A 16,917-nucleotide genomic window follows, 5' to 3' on the forward strand; every position below is an offset into this window, starting at 1 on the left:
AATACCTTGTTTGAATGAACTAATAATATCTTAATAGCAATACTTATTGTCTTTAGCTATCGAATTATCTTTGCCCATTCGCATTGCTCCTAAAATCGTAGAAACAATCACACAACGCTTAGTTTTACCACCAGACTTAATCGATAGCGCGATCCGTCCTAAATCTTTAGCGTTACCTCTGTAGTCAAATCTAACTTCTTGTACAGTACTGAGTGATGATTGAAAGTTTGTCTCAGAATCTAAGCGAACATTGGTATCTAAGTTATTCCAGTTAGCATTAGATGGGTTTAATGTAGCAGGATGAACCGCCCATTGAACGATGCCGTTTTGTTCACGAAAGCTGGCTTGCCAAGTCAATTTGTCCTTGGTGGCTTGCCTTTGAGCTTGGCGCATAGCATAATAGACTTCGTTTTGAGCAGTGTTGAGACGGCGAGTCTCCACAAAAGCTAGCCAGTTGGGTATTGCGATCGTAGCTAATATACCAATTAATAGAAGAACTACTAACATCTCTGGTAAGCTAAAACCACTGTTAGAGTTCTTGTTGCAGAGAATTTTTGCATTAACTAGAGATCGTAAATGCACCTGGGTATCCATTTTTGCTTTCTGGTCGATTTTCAGCTACCCAGATGTTGAGCAATGTTTCAGCTTCTTGGTTTCTGACTTCGCGCCGATTAAGAATACTGTAGAGCAAGGTGGGCGAAGTAAAAATTATGACAATTTTCAACAGCAATTTTAAGGTGAAATTTATATTCTGAATTCTTGAGGGGTCGTTAAGAAAATACTTCCACAGAAATTTAGCAGCTGCTAGACCTTTTTGCCGATTAAACGGTTCTTGTAAGGCTTTGCAGGTCAGGTATTTATATAAATTTGCTAGGCTTATATTCCAACTTTGTTTAAGTGTTGTTCGCGTAGCTTCTGGTAGAGAAGGTCTTTCTTTATACGCTCTCTCAAGCACTTGCAAACAGGTTTTTTCCTGCCTAACAAGGTTGGAGGAAACTGAATTAGCACTTATACGATATAAGATTTGTATAGATGGTACACATATAAAATCAAACTTAGAGGCTAATCGCAGCCACATATCCCAATCCTGGGCGGCATTGAGAGATTCGTCAAAGCCACCTAATGTAATTAAAGCTTTTCTAGAAATTAAGGGATTTGAACCATTTTCTAGAAAATTATTTAATAACAACTGATCATAAGCATTTCCATTTACATTAATCCGCTTACCTGAAAGTAGAAATTTACCATTTGTGTCAATATAATCAGTCCAACTGTAAGCAACTTTTGCAGTAACATTTTCTTGCAGAGCCTTGAACTGAGACTGAAGTTTATCAGGTGTCCAAAGATCATCTGCATCTAAGAAACTAACAAATTCTCCAACTGCACGGTGTAGCCCTCGGTTACGGCTGACGTTTCCGCCAGCATTGGAATAGGAAAATACTTTTATTCTTGAGTCTGGGATTTGTGTAACAACTTCTAAAGTTGAGTCTTGTGAACCATCATTAATTACAATTAATTCTAAGTTAGTAAAAGTTTGATTTAAAACAGATTGAATTGTCTGCTTAATAGTCTTTTCACTATTATAAGCAGGGATAATTACAGAGATTTTTGCCAATTTTTTGCTGGTTTTCATAATTTTATAGGGCTAATTTATTTTTTAATACTCTGCCAAAATGACATTTTAAGTAGTAAAGAGGACTCATCATACTAGCTAAGTAAAACTCCATCTCAAAAAGAGCAATTAGATTACTTTTAAATTGCCCTCTATACTGAATCAAGTGCTGTAATGCTCGGCGTAAATTTCCTAAAATAGTTTTTATAAACACTATTGGTTTTTGCCAATTTTTGGTATTTATCAAGCGTAACTGGAAAATACACAAGCCACAGCCGCGTGCCAGAGTTAGGAGGTAATCTTTCTCAAGTCGCCAATGTGGTATTTGATGATAAGTATGCATCGTAGGGTTATACCAAATTTGCCAGCCTGCATAATGTATGTAAAGCAATGGTTCATAGTCATCACCTTGCACCAAAATACCAGGCAGCTTGCCACTTAAATTAGGTCGTTGTGGTACATTTTTGCGCCATACTTCTTTCCGAACAACAAGCGCCGCACCAGGAGGAAGTCTTAAATTATCCGCATCAAACAAATGTGGATTTGAACCATGTTCCCTGATAGCTAAAAAAGCTTGAATTTTTTCAAAATTTTCTGGTGGTTTTACTTCAAAATCACCATGAATCTGTCCACTCCAAGCACCTGCTTGAGGATGCTCTAAGCCAAATTTATATGCTTCTGCTAACCAATCAGGTGCAGGTAAGTTATCATCATCTAAAAATGCGATTAGCTGCCCTTTAGCTTCACGTACAGCCCTCAATCGTGCAAAAGCTGCTCCCTGTTCGGATTCTAAAAAATATCTTAAATGACAGTTCCCATCATATATGTTTTGGTAATTCTGGATGATTTCAGATGTGTTATCAGAACTATTGTTATCAACAATAATAATTTCCCAATTAAGATTTTCTACTCCTGTCTGGGATAAGAGTTTATCTAAAATTTTAGGTAATCGAGTTGCTCCATTATATGCAGGTATGGCTATGCTAACATCTAAATTTTCAACTGCTAATTCAGTCATAATACCTAATATGTTGATAATTTATTTCTTGAAATATCCATTTTTCCAAAGATAAAAAGGACTAATTAAACTACTTACAAAAAGTTCCATTTCACAAGCAACTACCAAATCCTGTTTTAGCTTAGTTCGATATTTTAATAAATGAAAAGAAATTTTACGCAGGTCATTTATCATATAAGATAAAAGAGCTACTGGTCTATATATCTGTTTTATATTAACCATTCTAGTTACATAACGGCTAAGTCCAATACCTCGAAAAAACGGAATTAAATAATCTTTTTGTAAACGAGATTCTGGGATTTTATGAGAAATTTCCATTTCTGGGTTATACCAAATCTCCCATCCAGCTTTTTGGATATAAGACAACATTTCTAAGTCTTCGCTGGTAAGCATATTGCCTTTAACTCTTCCAGTTAAAATAGACTTATCTGGCACACTTTCTAACCACGCTTGTTTACGAACAACAAGTCCGGCAGAGGGTGGCAGTAATTTTTTAGACGCTTCATATAATAGCGGTAGATTGCCCCGCTCTGTAATTGCTAAAAATGGAGCAATCCGCTTAAAGTTTTCCGGTGGTTCTACTTCCCAGTCCGGGTGAATTTGGCTGCCATAAGCTCCCGCTTTGGGGTATTTCTCACCAAAAGTATAAGCGGCAAATACCCAATTTGATACTGGGTAGTTGTCATCATCTAGAAAACCTATAAATTTACCTTTAGCTTCTGCAACTGCCTTTTTTCTGGCATAAGCAGCGCCTTGCTTTGCTTCAAAGCAATACTTTAAAGGGTAAGTACACTGCCAACTATTTTGATAGTTTTGAACAACTTTAGCTGTGTTATCAGTACTATTATTGTCTACAACTATAATTTCCCAAGATAAATTTTCGGTGTGAAGTTGGTTTTGTAGTCGTTCTAGTAGTTCAGGCAAACGACTTTCACCGTTATAAGTTGGGATAGCTACAGTAATATCAAGGTTTTCAGTCATTTGACAAAAGTTACATTTTGATATTGTAATTAGGGCGCTTTTTATATGTTCAGCCAATGGCTAATTTATCAGTGGCTTTTAAATAGATGTATCAAACATTAAAAATGCACGTGATGTTTCAATTTTGCTATCAACGTGCAGTTTTATGTACAGTCTTATTACGTATTTTTTAATAAAAGTTGCTACACTAAGTTACTTAATCGCATTTTTCGTCTTTTGCTGTGAGCATTGAGCCTAAGAGAGTTTTCACAACGACGCATCGCTTTACGCTACTAGCCAATGTAGGATTTGCAGAACTTGGTATAGCTACCACTATTTTTAACCCAGGTGGCTCTGTCGATGGGGCAATAATTGTTCCAAAGTTTGCATTTGGTAAAGTCCCCATGTAGTCAAAGGTAATTTTTGCTGATGCATTTAAAGGGTAAGATACAGAAGAATTAGTAGTAGTATTCGCAATACTACTATTAAGATTTCCGCCCAGCAGTAATTTCTTAGAATCGGCTCCCACATCTGTCCCTAAAGGTTTCCATGTGCTGATTCCAATATCGGTACGATAAACAGCAACCTCTACATTTTGAGTTGTGCTATTTTTTTGAAAACTAACACTGTAGCTAAGTTTTTTGTTTTTAGCTTCGCGCTGTGCTTCTTGTAGTGCAGCAAAAACAGCATCATTAGCCTTATTTACTTGTTGTCGATTTACAAAGGCTAGCCAACCAGGAGCTGCGATCGCTGCTAAAACTCCGATTATTAGCACCACTACAATCACTTCTATTAAAGTAAAACCAGTATCGTCTTGAGAATGAAATCGCTCTTTGGTGTTTTTATCACACATCCTAGTGTGGAATAACTTTAAAGTTAGGTTGCCCATAATGCCCCACTATTAGTTGTGTTGTCTATTCTGAAGTTTATTTAGTATATAAATATCCACGTCCCTGCACGCGGACACTTGCTGTTGGAAAGTAAGTTTGGTTATTTGAAGAGTAATCAAAATTGCTATTTTGCAACCTAGCTAGTGCATTGCCTCGTAAAAACACCTGTGCTGTTGTATTGGCAGTATCAACACAAGCATAAAAGCCCATAAAAGTACCTGAGCTAAGTGTTGGATTTATGGTTGAGTTAAGTGGTTGCTCCGTGCAAGGAAGAGTTGTTGAAGTAATAGGGGTTTGATCGATAAAATCAATTAGTACTAAAGGTTGTTGAGTGTAAGCTGACGAGACTTTTTTCCATGAATTCATTTGCTGTTTTATACCTGCGGCACCTGGCAGATTCAGGTTAAAACGCTGAAAACCTGGATTGGGGCAGTTGTTGGCGTCAAGATATTTATCATTGGGATAGTCAGTACCACAACTGACACCGCCAGAAGCCAGAATTCCATCACTAATTTCAAATCTGGCAATACGAGCCGCTTTTGACCAAGTAGTACTATTGTCTTTTATTAAATAGTAAGCAACTAGTGAGTAAACAAAAGTATCATCTGTGCTTGTTGTGGCGCGTTGGATAAATTTGCGTTTCCAAAACACTAAAATAGGTTTACAAGTAACAGTATTATTAGAAGAATCACAAATACCAGCGTTTTTCACAGGCGGGATTTGGTCTTGAATTCCTGAGCTTGCTGGGACAGTGTTTGAATTGTTAGTCAGTGCAGCTCCATTATATATGTAGACAGCTTGTTGTAAATCATTGGCAATGTAATTAACTGCCGTCTGGATTTCTTGTTCAGAATTTGCCTTTGCTTGTTCCTTCTGATCTGTACTGAGAATATTAACCATGAATCCTAGCAGTGGTGTAATTACCAGGAATGCCAGCAATAAGGCTACCAAAAGTTCTATCAGGGTAAAACCATTAACTTGCTGAACAAACTTAGAGTGTTTCAGCTGAATGCTGAGAAGAAATCTGAGTAAATTCTTCATAACTACGGTCTGCCCCTTAGTGATAGAAATATATCTAGCGAATGGTGGTGTACATATCTAATCTTGTAGGGTGGGCATCTTACCTGACCGTAGCCAAAGGCGGGCAAGATGCCCACCCCACAAAAAGTAGTTGAGTATTTTTTTATTTGGAAGTCATTAATTACAAGTGTTGTTACTAGTAGTATTACTAGTAATAACAAGACGCTGACACAGTGCATTGAAGGAAGTGTTTCTAGAGCCAATTTCAGTGGTCATTTCCACTAGTGGAGATTGGCGATCGCCCAAAGAGCCAGTGAAAGTGTTTTGTGTTGTTTTGGACTGGCCTGCAATACTAGCATCGCTAGCTTTGACAGTTTTAGTAAGGTCAATATCTGACCGATAAACCCGAATTCCCAGACGATAACCATCTTTTGGTAGACCTGTGCTATCAATTGGGTTGCTTCCTGTTACTACAATTTTTACAGCCTGAATGTAAAATATCTTGTCTGTATTGCTTGTACAGTCAGGGTCAATAATAACTAGGTTGTTGTTTCCATCTTTTCTCACGCAATATAGCGATGTTAGTGGTGTTGATGCTTGTCCAGGAACTGGCATATTTGTGGTGGTAAGTAAATTGCCAGCTAATGTTCCATTGGGTTCAATAGTGGTAGTAGGGGCTGTCACGGCTCCCGTTTTCACACCATCAATGAAAGTTCTGGCAGCTTGTGTGGCTTGTTCTACGCGTTTTGATTGGACACGAGTTGCTGTTGCAATGACGATTGTAGGTGCGATCGCTGCCAGTAAAATAGTAACTACTAGCATTGCTACCAACGACTCAATAATTGTGAAACCAGACTCACCAGATGGTTGACTTACTTGCTGTTGTTTGTGCTTAATCATAGTTACTCACCGTTTCTAGGAATTAAAGATTAACTACAGCCAGAGGTAGGAAGTTGACTGGTATCGACGGCATTAGTGTTGTCTGAGGCTTTTTTGGCACATAACAACGTTTGCACCCATACGTCATCTCGACCAACTTCCCGGAAGTATTCATTGGGTTTGTCATCTGGTGTTATCGCTAACTTTTGCGAAAATGCATCTGGTGATTGCGACAGCAAAGCGACATCATAACCCCACTGCCGTTTAGGAGCTTGATAAAAAGGTATTTGACCACCAGCATTAGCGATCGGATATACAGTAGGAGGACTACTGGTAATAGTGGGGGAATTATTTAAGAATGCTACAAATGGTGCAGTAGCGTAGACACTACGAGTTCTTTGGATAAAAGAGCCGTTAACTATAGCTGCAACAGCTGCGTTTAAGTCGCCAGTTGGGTTCCAATTTTCCAGGAAGCGGACAAAGTTGTGTAAACCACCATTATCTTCTGTAGGACGAGCTGGGGTGTCTCCGCCTGCTGCGGCTAGGTTAAAGGTGGTAGGTGTTGCCCATTGTATCCAATAACTATCTTGTGTATTGCTAGGGCCTATTCTGCTAGTTGATGTTGGTGATATAGTTTCATCAGTGCCAAAAGCCACTTGAATTTGCAAAACTGGCGATAAAATTGGTTGATCGCTTGTACCTGAGCCTAGAGTAAACTTTGGCGGTTTAGTATCATCATTAGCAGTAGTTGTTTGGAACCATAGAGCATTATCTTTGGAATCTGGCCTATTGGTAGAATTAAAACTACTCAGTGGAAATTGAGTTATTGTGCCACCCTTGATACCTATAATGGTTGGTTTATTACTACCATCAACCGTGAGTACTCCAGATGTTGTATCACGGAGAAAGGCAACACGGCGAGGATAGCTCAGATAATTGGCATTAGGTGACACCGCTGTTGTAGCAGCCTTATGCTTAGTAATGTCAAATGTCAAGCCGAGAGAGTTGGTAGTATCAGAGGCTCTAATACCTCCTGGATATGTAGCATCGCCAGGTAGTGTTACCCACCAATCAGTAGCCGGGTCGCAAGCTGAAGCAGGTAGTTTCGGACATACCTCCATTAAATACTCTGGGGCATTTTTCCTTCGCTGAATTGGTGTAACAAAATTATTGAGGTAAGAACTACCTTGAGTACCAGTTTTAGTAGTATCAAGGTCTTTGGGTAAGCCGTCAGTACCATACCAAGAAGCATTGATGACATTAGTGTTGTTGGTAGCAAACCCATTTTTCTGAAATCCGGGAATAACGGGAGTACTAGTTGCATTACCGATAATGGAACTAGCGTCCCCCAGGTTATTATTTAGGTCATAGTCTCCATCGTTGCGGTAGCCCAACTCAAAGTTATTAGAAAGAAGTGTGATCGCATCTGACAAAACGCTAGCAGGTCGCCATGCGTCCCCAGTGGTACAGTTTGGTAGTCTAGCGTCACCAGTACGACAAGCAAAGTTTTTATTACGGGTTGCTGCCGTGCGAGAGTAGAAATTGCTCAAATCACTAGCTAGAGCTGTAGTAAACTCTTCTTGAGTATGTTTATTAAAGTCGCCTTTAATATATACAGGCAAGTTAGAGGCTAAAATCAAGCCTTTTTCTACATCTCTGTAAGTCTGAACACGCCAGAGACTTCCGTTGGGGTTGCCAGTGGGGTCGCCGTTTCTCAACATAATGGCATTGGGACGGCGAGTTGGATCAAGTTTAAAGTCTACCGAGCTATTTGATTTTTGTACGTCTTTACCATTACTAGAATTAGCACTCAAATCTAAAAGGGCATCATCCCGTGTAGCGTAAATAATACCGCTATTGGGAATTAAGTATTCCTGTGGTGTTGCACTACCATAAGCCTTTAGCCGTAGCGCATTATAGTCTAAGACAGTGGCGCGAATTTCAAGTGGTTGGCGGGTTTCTTTGGCGAGTTCGTATTGTGTATTCGGGTTTGCTACAGTTCCAGTCCCATCTCCATTGACACCATCGGCGTTGGTGAATGTTTGTACACCTGGGGTGCTGAGAAGAGTTGTTGCATCTACATCTTTGTGAATTGCCTTAATCTGCCTTGCATCTAAAAAGGCAGTTTCGTAAATTGCGCCGTGAGGGATGACACTATTATCTGGATTGCCGATAGTACCATCTAATATTTGAATGGCACAAATAGCAGCATCAATAGCAGACTGCTCTGAGAGTGTCAAAGAGGAACCTGCTGTTACTTTTGGCAGAGCTTTGCTCAGTACTTCATTTACCAACCGCCCATTGGGATACCTTAAACTAGCTTGATAGTTTAGTAAATCTGAATAGTCAGAAACAGCCTTTGTCGGAGGTGCGTAGACAATACCATTATGAGATTTACCACCTGCGGCTTTGTCATAGATAAAATTTGGTATAAAAACTGTCCCAGACGCAGATGGAAGACTATTGAGGTTCTTAGCTGTCGTGAAACTTGTAGGGTCGTAGAAGTTACTTATGCAAGCAATGGGTGCAGGGGTTAGCGCATTGTAGCCACTCTTTTGGTAGTGATAAACTGCTGTAGCCCTCATCCGTAAATACGGCGTATAAGGCTTAAGAGGTGGAGGAGTAGGAGACGGAGGAGTAATGATTGGTAATGCTATATTGCTATTTCGGGTATCTTGAATTGAGTTATCACCAGCATTAATGTCAATAGTATTAGGCACAGGCATCAAATCTGACCAAATTCTATTTGTACCACCAAAAGCTGAGTTTAAAGCCTTGTCCAAGTCAGCTTTGACAGTACTAACAGTGAAATCTTCAGGTAAATAAATTCCTGCACCAGTCACTACCCGTAAGCCGCCTACAGGATCTTGGAGAGTAGTTGGTATTTTAGAAGCTGCTGATTCCCAATCTCCATCTCGCTCAACAGTTCCTAAATCGGCTAGTTGCTGTACACGACTGCGACGATTGCGATTTACAGTTGACGGATCGTCCCAGTTAATACCTGTAATATTTTGGGTATCTGTGCTGTTTGAACCGATAAATGTTGTCCCATTCCACCACAATGCAGGTAGATTGTTACCAAGCAAAATGCGATCGCCAACGTATTGTTCTTTACCTACTTGTTGCTGCTTAGTTGGCTCTGTAGCGCTAGGTAACAACTTAGTATTATCAGAAGTATTAGGTTTGAGTGTTAAATTGGCATAATTAGTCCTAGTTTTACCATCACTGGGATCAAAGGGATAAACCCAGGTGTCCGGTGGACGCAGCGACTCACCACTTCCTTGTAGTACTGTAGCAGTAGTATAAGTTCCTACTGCATCTATACCAAAGGCAACTTCATTATAAGGTACACGGCGGGTACGTTTTTTAAAGTAAAGTCCTAGCTGGTTATTACGAATAGTAGCTTGTTGCTCTGTGGAGGCAGTGGCAGCAGTTAGATTTAAGACTTTTAGTTGCTGTGTAATGCCATCTTTGACTTCCTGTGGATCAGTAGATGCATTATTAGCCGTCTGCGCTTGCACTAAGAGATTGATACGCTGTACATAAGCTAGACTATTATAGGCAATATTTTTCGGTATTCCATTAACTGATTTGTTATCTTTAACACCAGAAGCGGTATTGGGATTAACTCCTTTGCCTTGGAATAAATGCACTCCAGTACTGTTATTTAAATCGTCATCACCAGTGAAAAGACCTGCTGCTAAATTGCCACCTACAATAATTTTGGCATTTTCATCATCATAAAAACAAGAATCTCTACTACTAACCTGATAAAGCGTAACAAATTGAAAACCGCTACCAGTCAGTAAGTTACTATTAGTCAAGATCCGTCCATTTAGGTTAAATGTTGGTCCAGGTGTAAGTTCTATATCATCTTCATAAACCACCGCATTGTTAACTAGCGGTAGTTGTATACGGTCTTGTTGATACTCTAAACCCGAAAAACCTTTATTCCCTGTGAAAACTTCGTATTTATCTTGATCAGCCGTTGGTAGGTTAGTAATGGGAACATTAGCAGTGTAGACAAAAAAGCTTTTTTTGAGCTTACCAGCAATATTAAACCAGCCAGTACTCCCAACTAAAGTAGCACTTGTTCCTAGAGTATCTTCACAACCGTTGCTTATACTACCAGAGGTCATGGGGGGAGTTCTGGCTTCTAGAGGATTTCTAGCGCGACTGTATGTACCACCAGTTATAGGCGGATTTCGGAAATAAATTCCATAAAGAGTATAGCTGTCAAATTTCCCATTGTTATTGGTATCAATGGGGAACATCCATGCAGTTGGTAGTGCTGTTTGACTGGTATAGTTAAGATTTAGCTGAGTTTCATCCCCAAAAGTATATTCATTCAAATAATTTTTTAAGGCACTCTCCAAAGCTGTATCTGACGGTGTAGCTCGTGGTAATCTACGGTCTTCAAATAGCTTGTCTAATTTTGCTCTAGCTCTGTCAATAGCTGGTGTCGCAGCGTTAAGCACAGCCTCGTTCACCCGGACATTACTAGCATTTTTGGAACGTTCAAAAGACCGAAACAAAATGGCAGTGGTCAATAAGACGACTACTATCAAAACCATTGCCACTGTCGGTAACAAAAACCCAGCATTTTCTGACCCGCGTCTTCTTCTAGTGCCAAAACAAGCCCGTAAAAGCCAAATAATTTGCTTGTTAATTGCAGATAAAAACTGCTTGCTAATTTGTGCGAAGTTTTTTTTAATCGCCTTGAATAGCTGACGTTTTCGAGACATAGCTGCTTTCCTGTCAAGTGGATTTTCTAGTTTTTTTGGCATCTTCATTCATACCTATAAAAAAATACAGGCATGAATGAGATTTTATTTATTTAACTACTGCATCTGGTTTTAATAAACTCCAAATAATGTAGCTACAACAAAAGACAATTTATTTAAAGTTATATCATTGATGAATTGTTGATTTTATCCGGTAAACACTGATTTTCTCATAATTATTTAATTCAAGTCTTATAAAGAACAGGAGCATGACTTCACAGTAAAATTGCGGAAATGTATTTTATTTGAAAGCGAATTTATGAAGATGTTGTTAGCAGAGTAAGCTTATAATACCCATCGGCTAAAGGAAAAATATCAGGTGGGTGCAAAATAATCAGATGTTCAGCCAAAATTCCCAACTTCTTAGAGAAGTCGGGAATCTTGTTGTTTACATTACCTTTATTAAGAGGTCATTTATAAAGTTAAAAAGGGTGGTTATAAACCACTACGCTTGAGTTAAGGGTTATTGGTTTAGTCTAAGAAGACGCGATAAATCGCGTCTCTACATGAGGGTTTTGTTGCTCATTCTGTAATTGTATTGGTTTATAAACCGCGTCCCCACAGGCAAAACCCACGGATGTGGGTTTCAATCGAATTCATCTGGTGCTATGTAGCAATTTGTGGTACTGACACTTTCACCAGTATTTTTTTGCTAAAAGACAGACCGTTTTCATTTTTATCAATGATAATCGTATCTCCAGAGATAAAAGTATTCTCCAATAACTTGGTGGCGAGGGGGTTTTCTACTTCTCGCTGAATTGCTCGTTTGAGTGGGCGGGCACCGTAAACTGGGTCATAACCTGATTCGACAAGGTGATCGCAGGCTGATTGGGATATCTCAAAGAAGATTTTTTGCTCGCGGAGGAGATTTTCTACCCGCTTAAGTTGTATGCGGATGATATGCCGCATTTCCATGCGGCTGAGGGTATGGAAGAGAATAATATCATCAACGCGGTTGAGAAATTCGGGGCGGAAATGCGATCGCAAAGCTTCCATTACCCTAACTCGCATTGTTTCATATTTGGAATCATCACCAGATACATCCAAAATATGTTCGCTGCCAATATTACTGGTCATCACAATAACGCTGTTACGAAAATCTACTGTCCTTCCTTGAGAGTCAGTAATTCTCCCATCGTCTAACACCTGTAATAAAATATTGAACACATCGGGGTGCGCTTTTTCTACTTCATCCAGCAGCACCACCGAATAGGGGCGGCGGCGAATCGCCTCGGAAAGTTGACCGCCTTCTTCATATCCTACATATCCTGGAGGCGCTCCCACTAACCGAGAAACTGAGTGTTTTTCCATATATTCAGACATATCTAAGCGCACCAATGCATCATCAGAATCAAAGAGAAACTGAGCTAAAGCACGAGCGAGTTCGGTTTTGCCCACACCTGTGGGGCCCATGAACAAAAATGAACCAATGGGACGAGAAGGATCTTTCATCCCCGCACGGGCGCGACGAATTGCCGCTGCGACTGCTTCTACAGCCTCTTCTTGCCCAATGACTCGTTCATGTAAATGACTTTCTAGTTGCAATAATTTTTGCCGTTCCGATTCCAACAGGCGATTAACAGGGATTCCTGTCCACTTGGCAACGATTTCGGCAATATCGGCTTCGGTGACTTGTTCTCGAAGTAAAGTGGAACCTTGGTTTTGAATTTCTAAAAGGTTTGCTTCTTTGGCTTCGCGATCGTGCTGTACTCCTTCTAATTTGCCATACTTCAGTTGGGCAGCTTTATTTAGGTCATAAGCACGTTCCGCCTGTTCAATTTGCACTCGCAGCGCATCTTCTTCTTTCTTTAAGGCGCTTATAGCCTCCAATAGCTGCTTTTCACCTTGCCATTGCTCATTAAATATTTGCTGTTTTTCAGTTAAATCGGCAATTTCTTGCTCAATTCGCTCCAAACGTTCTCTCGTTTGGGGAGTCCCCTTTTCCTCGCCAGCTAATGATAGCTTTTCCATTTCTAACTGCATGAGGCGGCGATCAATGGTTTCCAATTCCGCTGGTTTGGAGGTAATCTCCATCTTCAACTGTGCTGCTGCTTCATCCACCAAATCAATGGCTTTATCTGGCAAAAAGCGATCGCTAATATAACGTGCTGACAGAGTTGCTGCTGCTACCAAAGCCGAATCAGAAATTTTGACGTTGTGATGCACTTCATAGCGTTCTTTCAATCCCCGAAGAATGGAAATAGTATTTTCCACAGTTGGCTGATCCACAAATACTTGCTGAAAGCGGCGTTCTAGGGCAGCGTCTTTCTCAATGTGTTTGCGAAACTCATCTAGGGTAGTAGCGCCAATACAACGCAGTTCTCCCCTCGCCAGCATTGGTTTGAGCAGATTTCCCGCATCCATTGCTCCTTGTTGGTTGGAACCTGCACCAACTACCGTATGCAGTTCGTCAATAAACAGGACGATTTGACCATTAGATTCCGTAACTTCCCGGAGAACAGATTTCAGACGGTCTTCAAATTCACCCCGGTATTTTGCCCCAGCAATCAAACTGCCCATATCTAAAGAGATGAGTTGGCGGTTTTTCAGAGATTCGGGAACGTCACCATTTACCATCCGCTGTGCTAAAGCTTCTGCGATCGCAGTTTTACCTACCCCAGGTTCACCAATCAAAACTGGGTTATTTTTGCTACGACGAGACAATACTTGAATTACCCGCCGAATTTCGTCATCCCGTCCAATTACCGGGTCGAGTTTTCCAGCTTTTGCCTGTTCTGTTAAGTCTCTACCAAATTTTTGTAAGGCTTCATAGCGGGATTCTGGGCTTTGATCTGTCACCTTTTGGCTACCGCGAATGGCTTTGATAGTAGCTTCTAGTTTGGCTGCATCCGCACTAAAGCCTTTGAGAATCTTTCGTCCAAGGCGATCGTCTTCAGCAAAGGCCAAAAGTATGTGTTCCACGGAAATGTAGGAGTCTTTCATCCTAGCTCTAGCTTCCTCGGCTCGGTCTAGTAAAATATCTAAATTGCGGCTAAGGTAAAGCTGATCGCTTTTACCAACTTTGGGCTGGCGTTGGGTAAAGGCTTCTAGCTGTTGCTGCAAGCGCATTGGATCTACCTCAGATCGAGCCAGGATACGTATAGCTAGACTAGTGGGTTCTTCTAACAGGGCAATAATTAAATGTTCAACATCTAGTTGCTGTTGTTGATAAGCACGGACTATATCCTGAGATTTAACAATTGCTTCCCAGGCTTTATCAGTAAATTTATTCGGATCTGTAGGTTGCATCTTTAGAATTTTGGAATTTTGATTTTTAGTTGTTTATGGAGTGGAATTGGGTATTAAGGATTGGTAAGAAAATTAAGTCCCCAGTCCTCAGTCCCTAATTATCCAAACATTGTCAGCGGATATCCGCGTGTATCTCCGGTGGCAATTTGGGATTGGTAATTGGTGATAGCTTAATTCATTACCTATTTCCTAATTTAAAACGAAAACACTGTTCTGAACGGACTTTGCCAGATGGTGTTATTGGAGCGATGCCTATGACGGCTACGCCTACGCTCTTAGGAATACGGATACACTAATAGGATTTACGCAGAGGATATCCCCTAACCCGCCTAAAAAACGGAGGCAAAAAGCGAAAAGTATCGCACGTCTCACTCTTAAGCAAAACTTGCTGCTCAGATCCCCGACTTCTTGAAGAAGTCGGGGATCTAAATTCAGCTTAAGTAAGTGAAATTCCACCCTAACGATAATTTATTTTTTTGGAAATCCCTTATAAGAATCACTGACTCACAAGTTGCTCTTGTGATTCCTGTTTGGCTGCCGATCCTTGAGATCCTAATTGAATCAGTTCAATTTTATACCCATCTGGATCTTCCACAAAAGCAATTACTGTTGAACCATGTTTCATCGGCCCTGGTTCGCGCACGACTTTACCGCCCTGATTGCGGATTTCTTCACACGTAGCGTAAATATCATCAACGCCAAGGGCGATATGACCATAAGCATTACCCAATTCGTATTTTTCCACGCCCCAGTTGTAGGTTAGTTCGATCACTGCGTTGTGACTTTCATCGCCGTAGCCCACAAAAGCCAGGGTAAATTCTCCCCCTGGATAATCTTTTCGACGTAGTAATTTCATACCCAAAAGTTCACAGTAGAATTTCAACGACTCTTCCAGGTTGCCCACCCGCAGCATTGTATGTAGTAATCGCATATTGACCTTTTCTCTGTAATTGATTTAGTGTTATTCTCTGCCAACATTTTACCTAGCTGAAGTCTTCAGGTAGAAATGCCATCAGGGAAAGAACCAAATAAACATTCCTTTACCCGTTTTTGGTGTTGCTCCCTATCCATACAATGGAAATCTTCTTTAATCTCAGCCAATAAAGTCTCTTAACAGCATAAGCTAGCGATTGGGTTAGGCAACTGGACTGGATGCGTAACACACTCGAATAAAGGATAAAGTACAGATGAGTAAATTTCTAGATACTGCCATTGAGGCGATCGCAGCCCGTGAAATTCTTGATTCACGCGGTAGACCAACAATTGAAGCCGAAGTGCATTTAGCCAACGGTGTTGTCGGACTGGCGCAGGTTCCCAGTGGTGCCTCAACTGGCACTTTTGAGGCCCACGAACTGCGTGATGGCGATAAAAGCCGTTATGGGGGCAAAGGCGTACTCAAGGCAGTACAAAACGTCAAAGAAGCACTTGCACCAAAATTACTAGGCTTGGATGCCCTCAACCAAGAACTCCTAGACCGCACGATGATCGCCATAGATGGTTCTCCTAACAAATCCAATTTGGGCGCGAATGCGATTTTAGGGGTTTCCTTAGCAGCAGCCAAAGCTGGTGCTGAATCTTTAGATATTCCTCTATATCGCTATTTGGGTGGCCCTTTAGCGAATTTGCTCCCAGTGCCGTTGATGAACGTGATTAACGGTGGCGCACACGCATCAAATAACGTGGACTTTCAAGAGTTTATGATTGTCCCAATTGGCGCAACTTCTTTTCGGGAGGCATTGCGCTGGGGTGCAGAGGTATTTGCTACCCTCAGTCAAGTATTAGATGAAAAAGGTTTGCTCACTGGTGTAGGCGATGAAGGCGGTTTTGCCCCGAACCTAGAATCTAATCAAGTGGCTTTGGAATTGCTAGTTGCTGCCATTAAGAAAGCTGGTTATAAACCAGGGGAAGAAGTAGCTTTAGCTTTGGATGTGGCTGCTAGCGAGTTTTACAAAAATGGTCAGTATGTTTACGATGGTAAACCTCACGCCCCGGCTGAGTTTATTGATTATTTAGGACAACTGGTTGACCAATACCCAATTGTGTCAATTGAGGATGGTTTACATGAAGAAGATTGGCAAAGTTGGCAATTGCTGACCCAGAAGTTAGGTTCGCGGGTGCAATTGGTAGGGGATGATTTATTTGTGACTAACGCTACTCGTTTGCAAAGAGGCATCCAAGAAAAAGCCGCTAATGCCATTTTGATTAAACTCAATCAAATTGGTTCTCTTACCGAAACCTTGGAAACGATTGATATGGCAACTCGCAACAGTATTCGTTCTGTAATTAGCCATCGTTCTGGTGAAACTGAAGACACAACGATCGCTGATTTAGCTGTAGCAACCCGTGCCGGTCAAATCAAAACAGGTTCCCTTTGTCGCAGTGAACGCGTAGCAAAATATAATCGCTTGCTGCGAATTGAAGATGAACTAGGCGATCGCGCCGTTTATGCTGGCGCTGTGGGGTTAGGGCCTAAGTAGGGAATAGGGAATAGGTTACAGGTTACAG

At 40.8% G+C, this 16,917-nt stretch carries 11 protein-coding genes; 1 reads left to right on the top strand and 10 read right to left on the bottom strand.

The window, feature by feature from the left end:
* Positions 1-30: 30 nt before the first annotated feature.
* The 10 genes from HUN01_RS20600 to gloA all read right to left on the bottom strand — a co-directional run bounded on the left by HUN01_RS20600 (position 31) and on the right by gloA (position 15,343).
* Positions 31-594, bottom strand: coding sequence for a pilus assembly FimT family protein (locus HUN01_RS20600; protein WP_181927760.1), 564 nt, complete (start codon positions 592-594; stop codon positions 31-33).
* A complete protein-coding gene (locus tag HUN01_RS20605) occupies positions 560-1,633 on the bottom strand; it encodes a glycosyltransferase (RefSeq protein WP_181927761.1) in 1,074 nt (357 codons plus the stop codon). Before HUN01_RS20605 ends, HUN01_RS20600 begins: the two co-directional genes overlap by 35 nt.
* Before the next feature lie 4 nt (positions 1,634-1,637).
* On the bottom strand, positions 1,638-2,630 hold the full coding sequence (hpsE, locus tag HUN01_RS20610) for a hormogonium polysaccharide biosynthesis glycosyltransferase HpsE (RefSeq protein WP_181927762.1): 993 nt from the start codon (positions 2,628-2,630) through the stop codon (positions 1,638-1,640).
* Positions 2,631-2,651: 21 nt separating this feature from the next.
* Positions 2,652-3,611 carry a hormogonium polysaccharide biosynthesis glycosyltransferase HpsE gene (gene hpsE / locus HUN01_RS20615; protein ID WP_181927763.1) on the bottom strand — a complete coding sequence of 320 codons (960 nt, stop codon included), beginning with the start codon at positions 3,609-3,611 and terminating at the stop codon, positions 2,652-2,654.
* 196 nt (positions 3,612-3,807) lie between these two features.
* Positions 3,808-4,479 carry a prepilin-type N-terminal cleavage/methylation domain-containing protein gene (locus HUN01_RS20620; protein WP_238845512.1) on the bottom strand — a complete coding sequence of 224 codons (672 nt, stop codon included), beginning with the start codon at positions 4,477-4,479 and terminating at the stop codon, positions 3,808-3,810.
* A gap of 37 nt (positions 4,480-4,516) precedes the next feature.
* Positions 4,517-5,521 carry a hormogonium polysaccharide secretion pseudopilin HpsC gene (gene hpsC / locus HUN01_RS20625; protein WP_181927764.1) on the bottom strand — a complete coding sequence of 335 codons (1,005 nt, stop codon included), beginning with the start codon at positions 5,519-5,521 and terminating at the stop codon, positions 4,517-4,519.
* A 156-nt stretch (positions 5,522-5,677) separates the two neighbouring features.
* Entirely contained in the window at positions 5,678-6,400 is a 723-nt protein-coding gene (hpsB, locus tag HUN01_RS20630; RefSeq protein ID WP_181927765.1) for a hormogonium polysaccharide secretion pseudopilin HpsB, read from the bottom strand.
* A 29-nt stretch (positions 6,401-6,429) separates the two neighbouring features.
* The gene (hpsA, locus tag HUN01_RS20635) at positions 6,430-11,124 is read right to left on the bottom strand and encodes a hormogonium polysaccharide biosynthesis protein HpsA (RefSeq protein WP_181927766.1); all 4,695 of its coding nucleotides are present in this window, start codon (positions 11,122-11,124) and stop codon (positions 6,430-6,432) included.
* Between the two features lie 645 nt (positions 11,125-11,769).
* Positions 11,770-14,412, bottom strand: a complete 2,643-nt coding sequence (gene clpB, locus HUN01_RS20640; protein ID WP_181927767.1) for an ATP-dependent chaperone ClpB — start codon at positions 14,410-14,412, stop codon at positions 11,770-11,772.
* Between the two features lie 496 nt (positions 14,413-14,908).
* Positions 14,909-15,343 (bottom strand): lactoylglutathione lyase, encoded by a 435-nt coding sequence (gene gloA / locus HUN01_RS20645; RefSeq protein ID WP_181927768.1) that lies wholly within the window; start codon positions 15,341-15,343, stop codon positions 14,909-14,911.
* Positions 15,344-15,599: 256 nt separating this feature from the next.
* Here gloA and eno point away from each other — a divergent pair, with 256 nt between their 5' ends.
* Positions 15,600-16,889, top strand: a complete 1,290-nt coding sequence (gene eno, locus HUN01_RS20650) for a phosphopyruvate hydratase (RefSeq protein ID WP_181927769.1) — start codon at positions 15,600-15,602, stop codon at positions 16,887-16,889.
* The last annotated feature ends 28 nt before the right edge of the window (positions 16,890-16,917 follow it).

The organism is Nostoc edaphicum CCNP1411 (assembly GCF_014023275.1).
Lineage (GTDB): Bacteria > Cyanobacteriota > Cyanobacteriia > Cyanobacteriales > Nostocaceae > Nostoc > Nostoc edaphicum_A.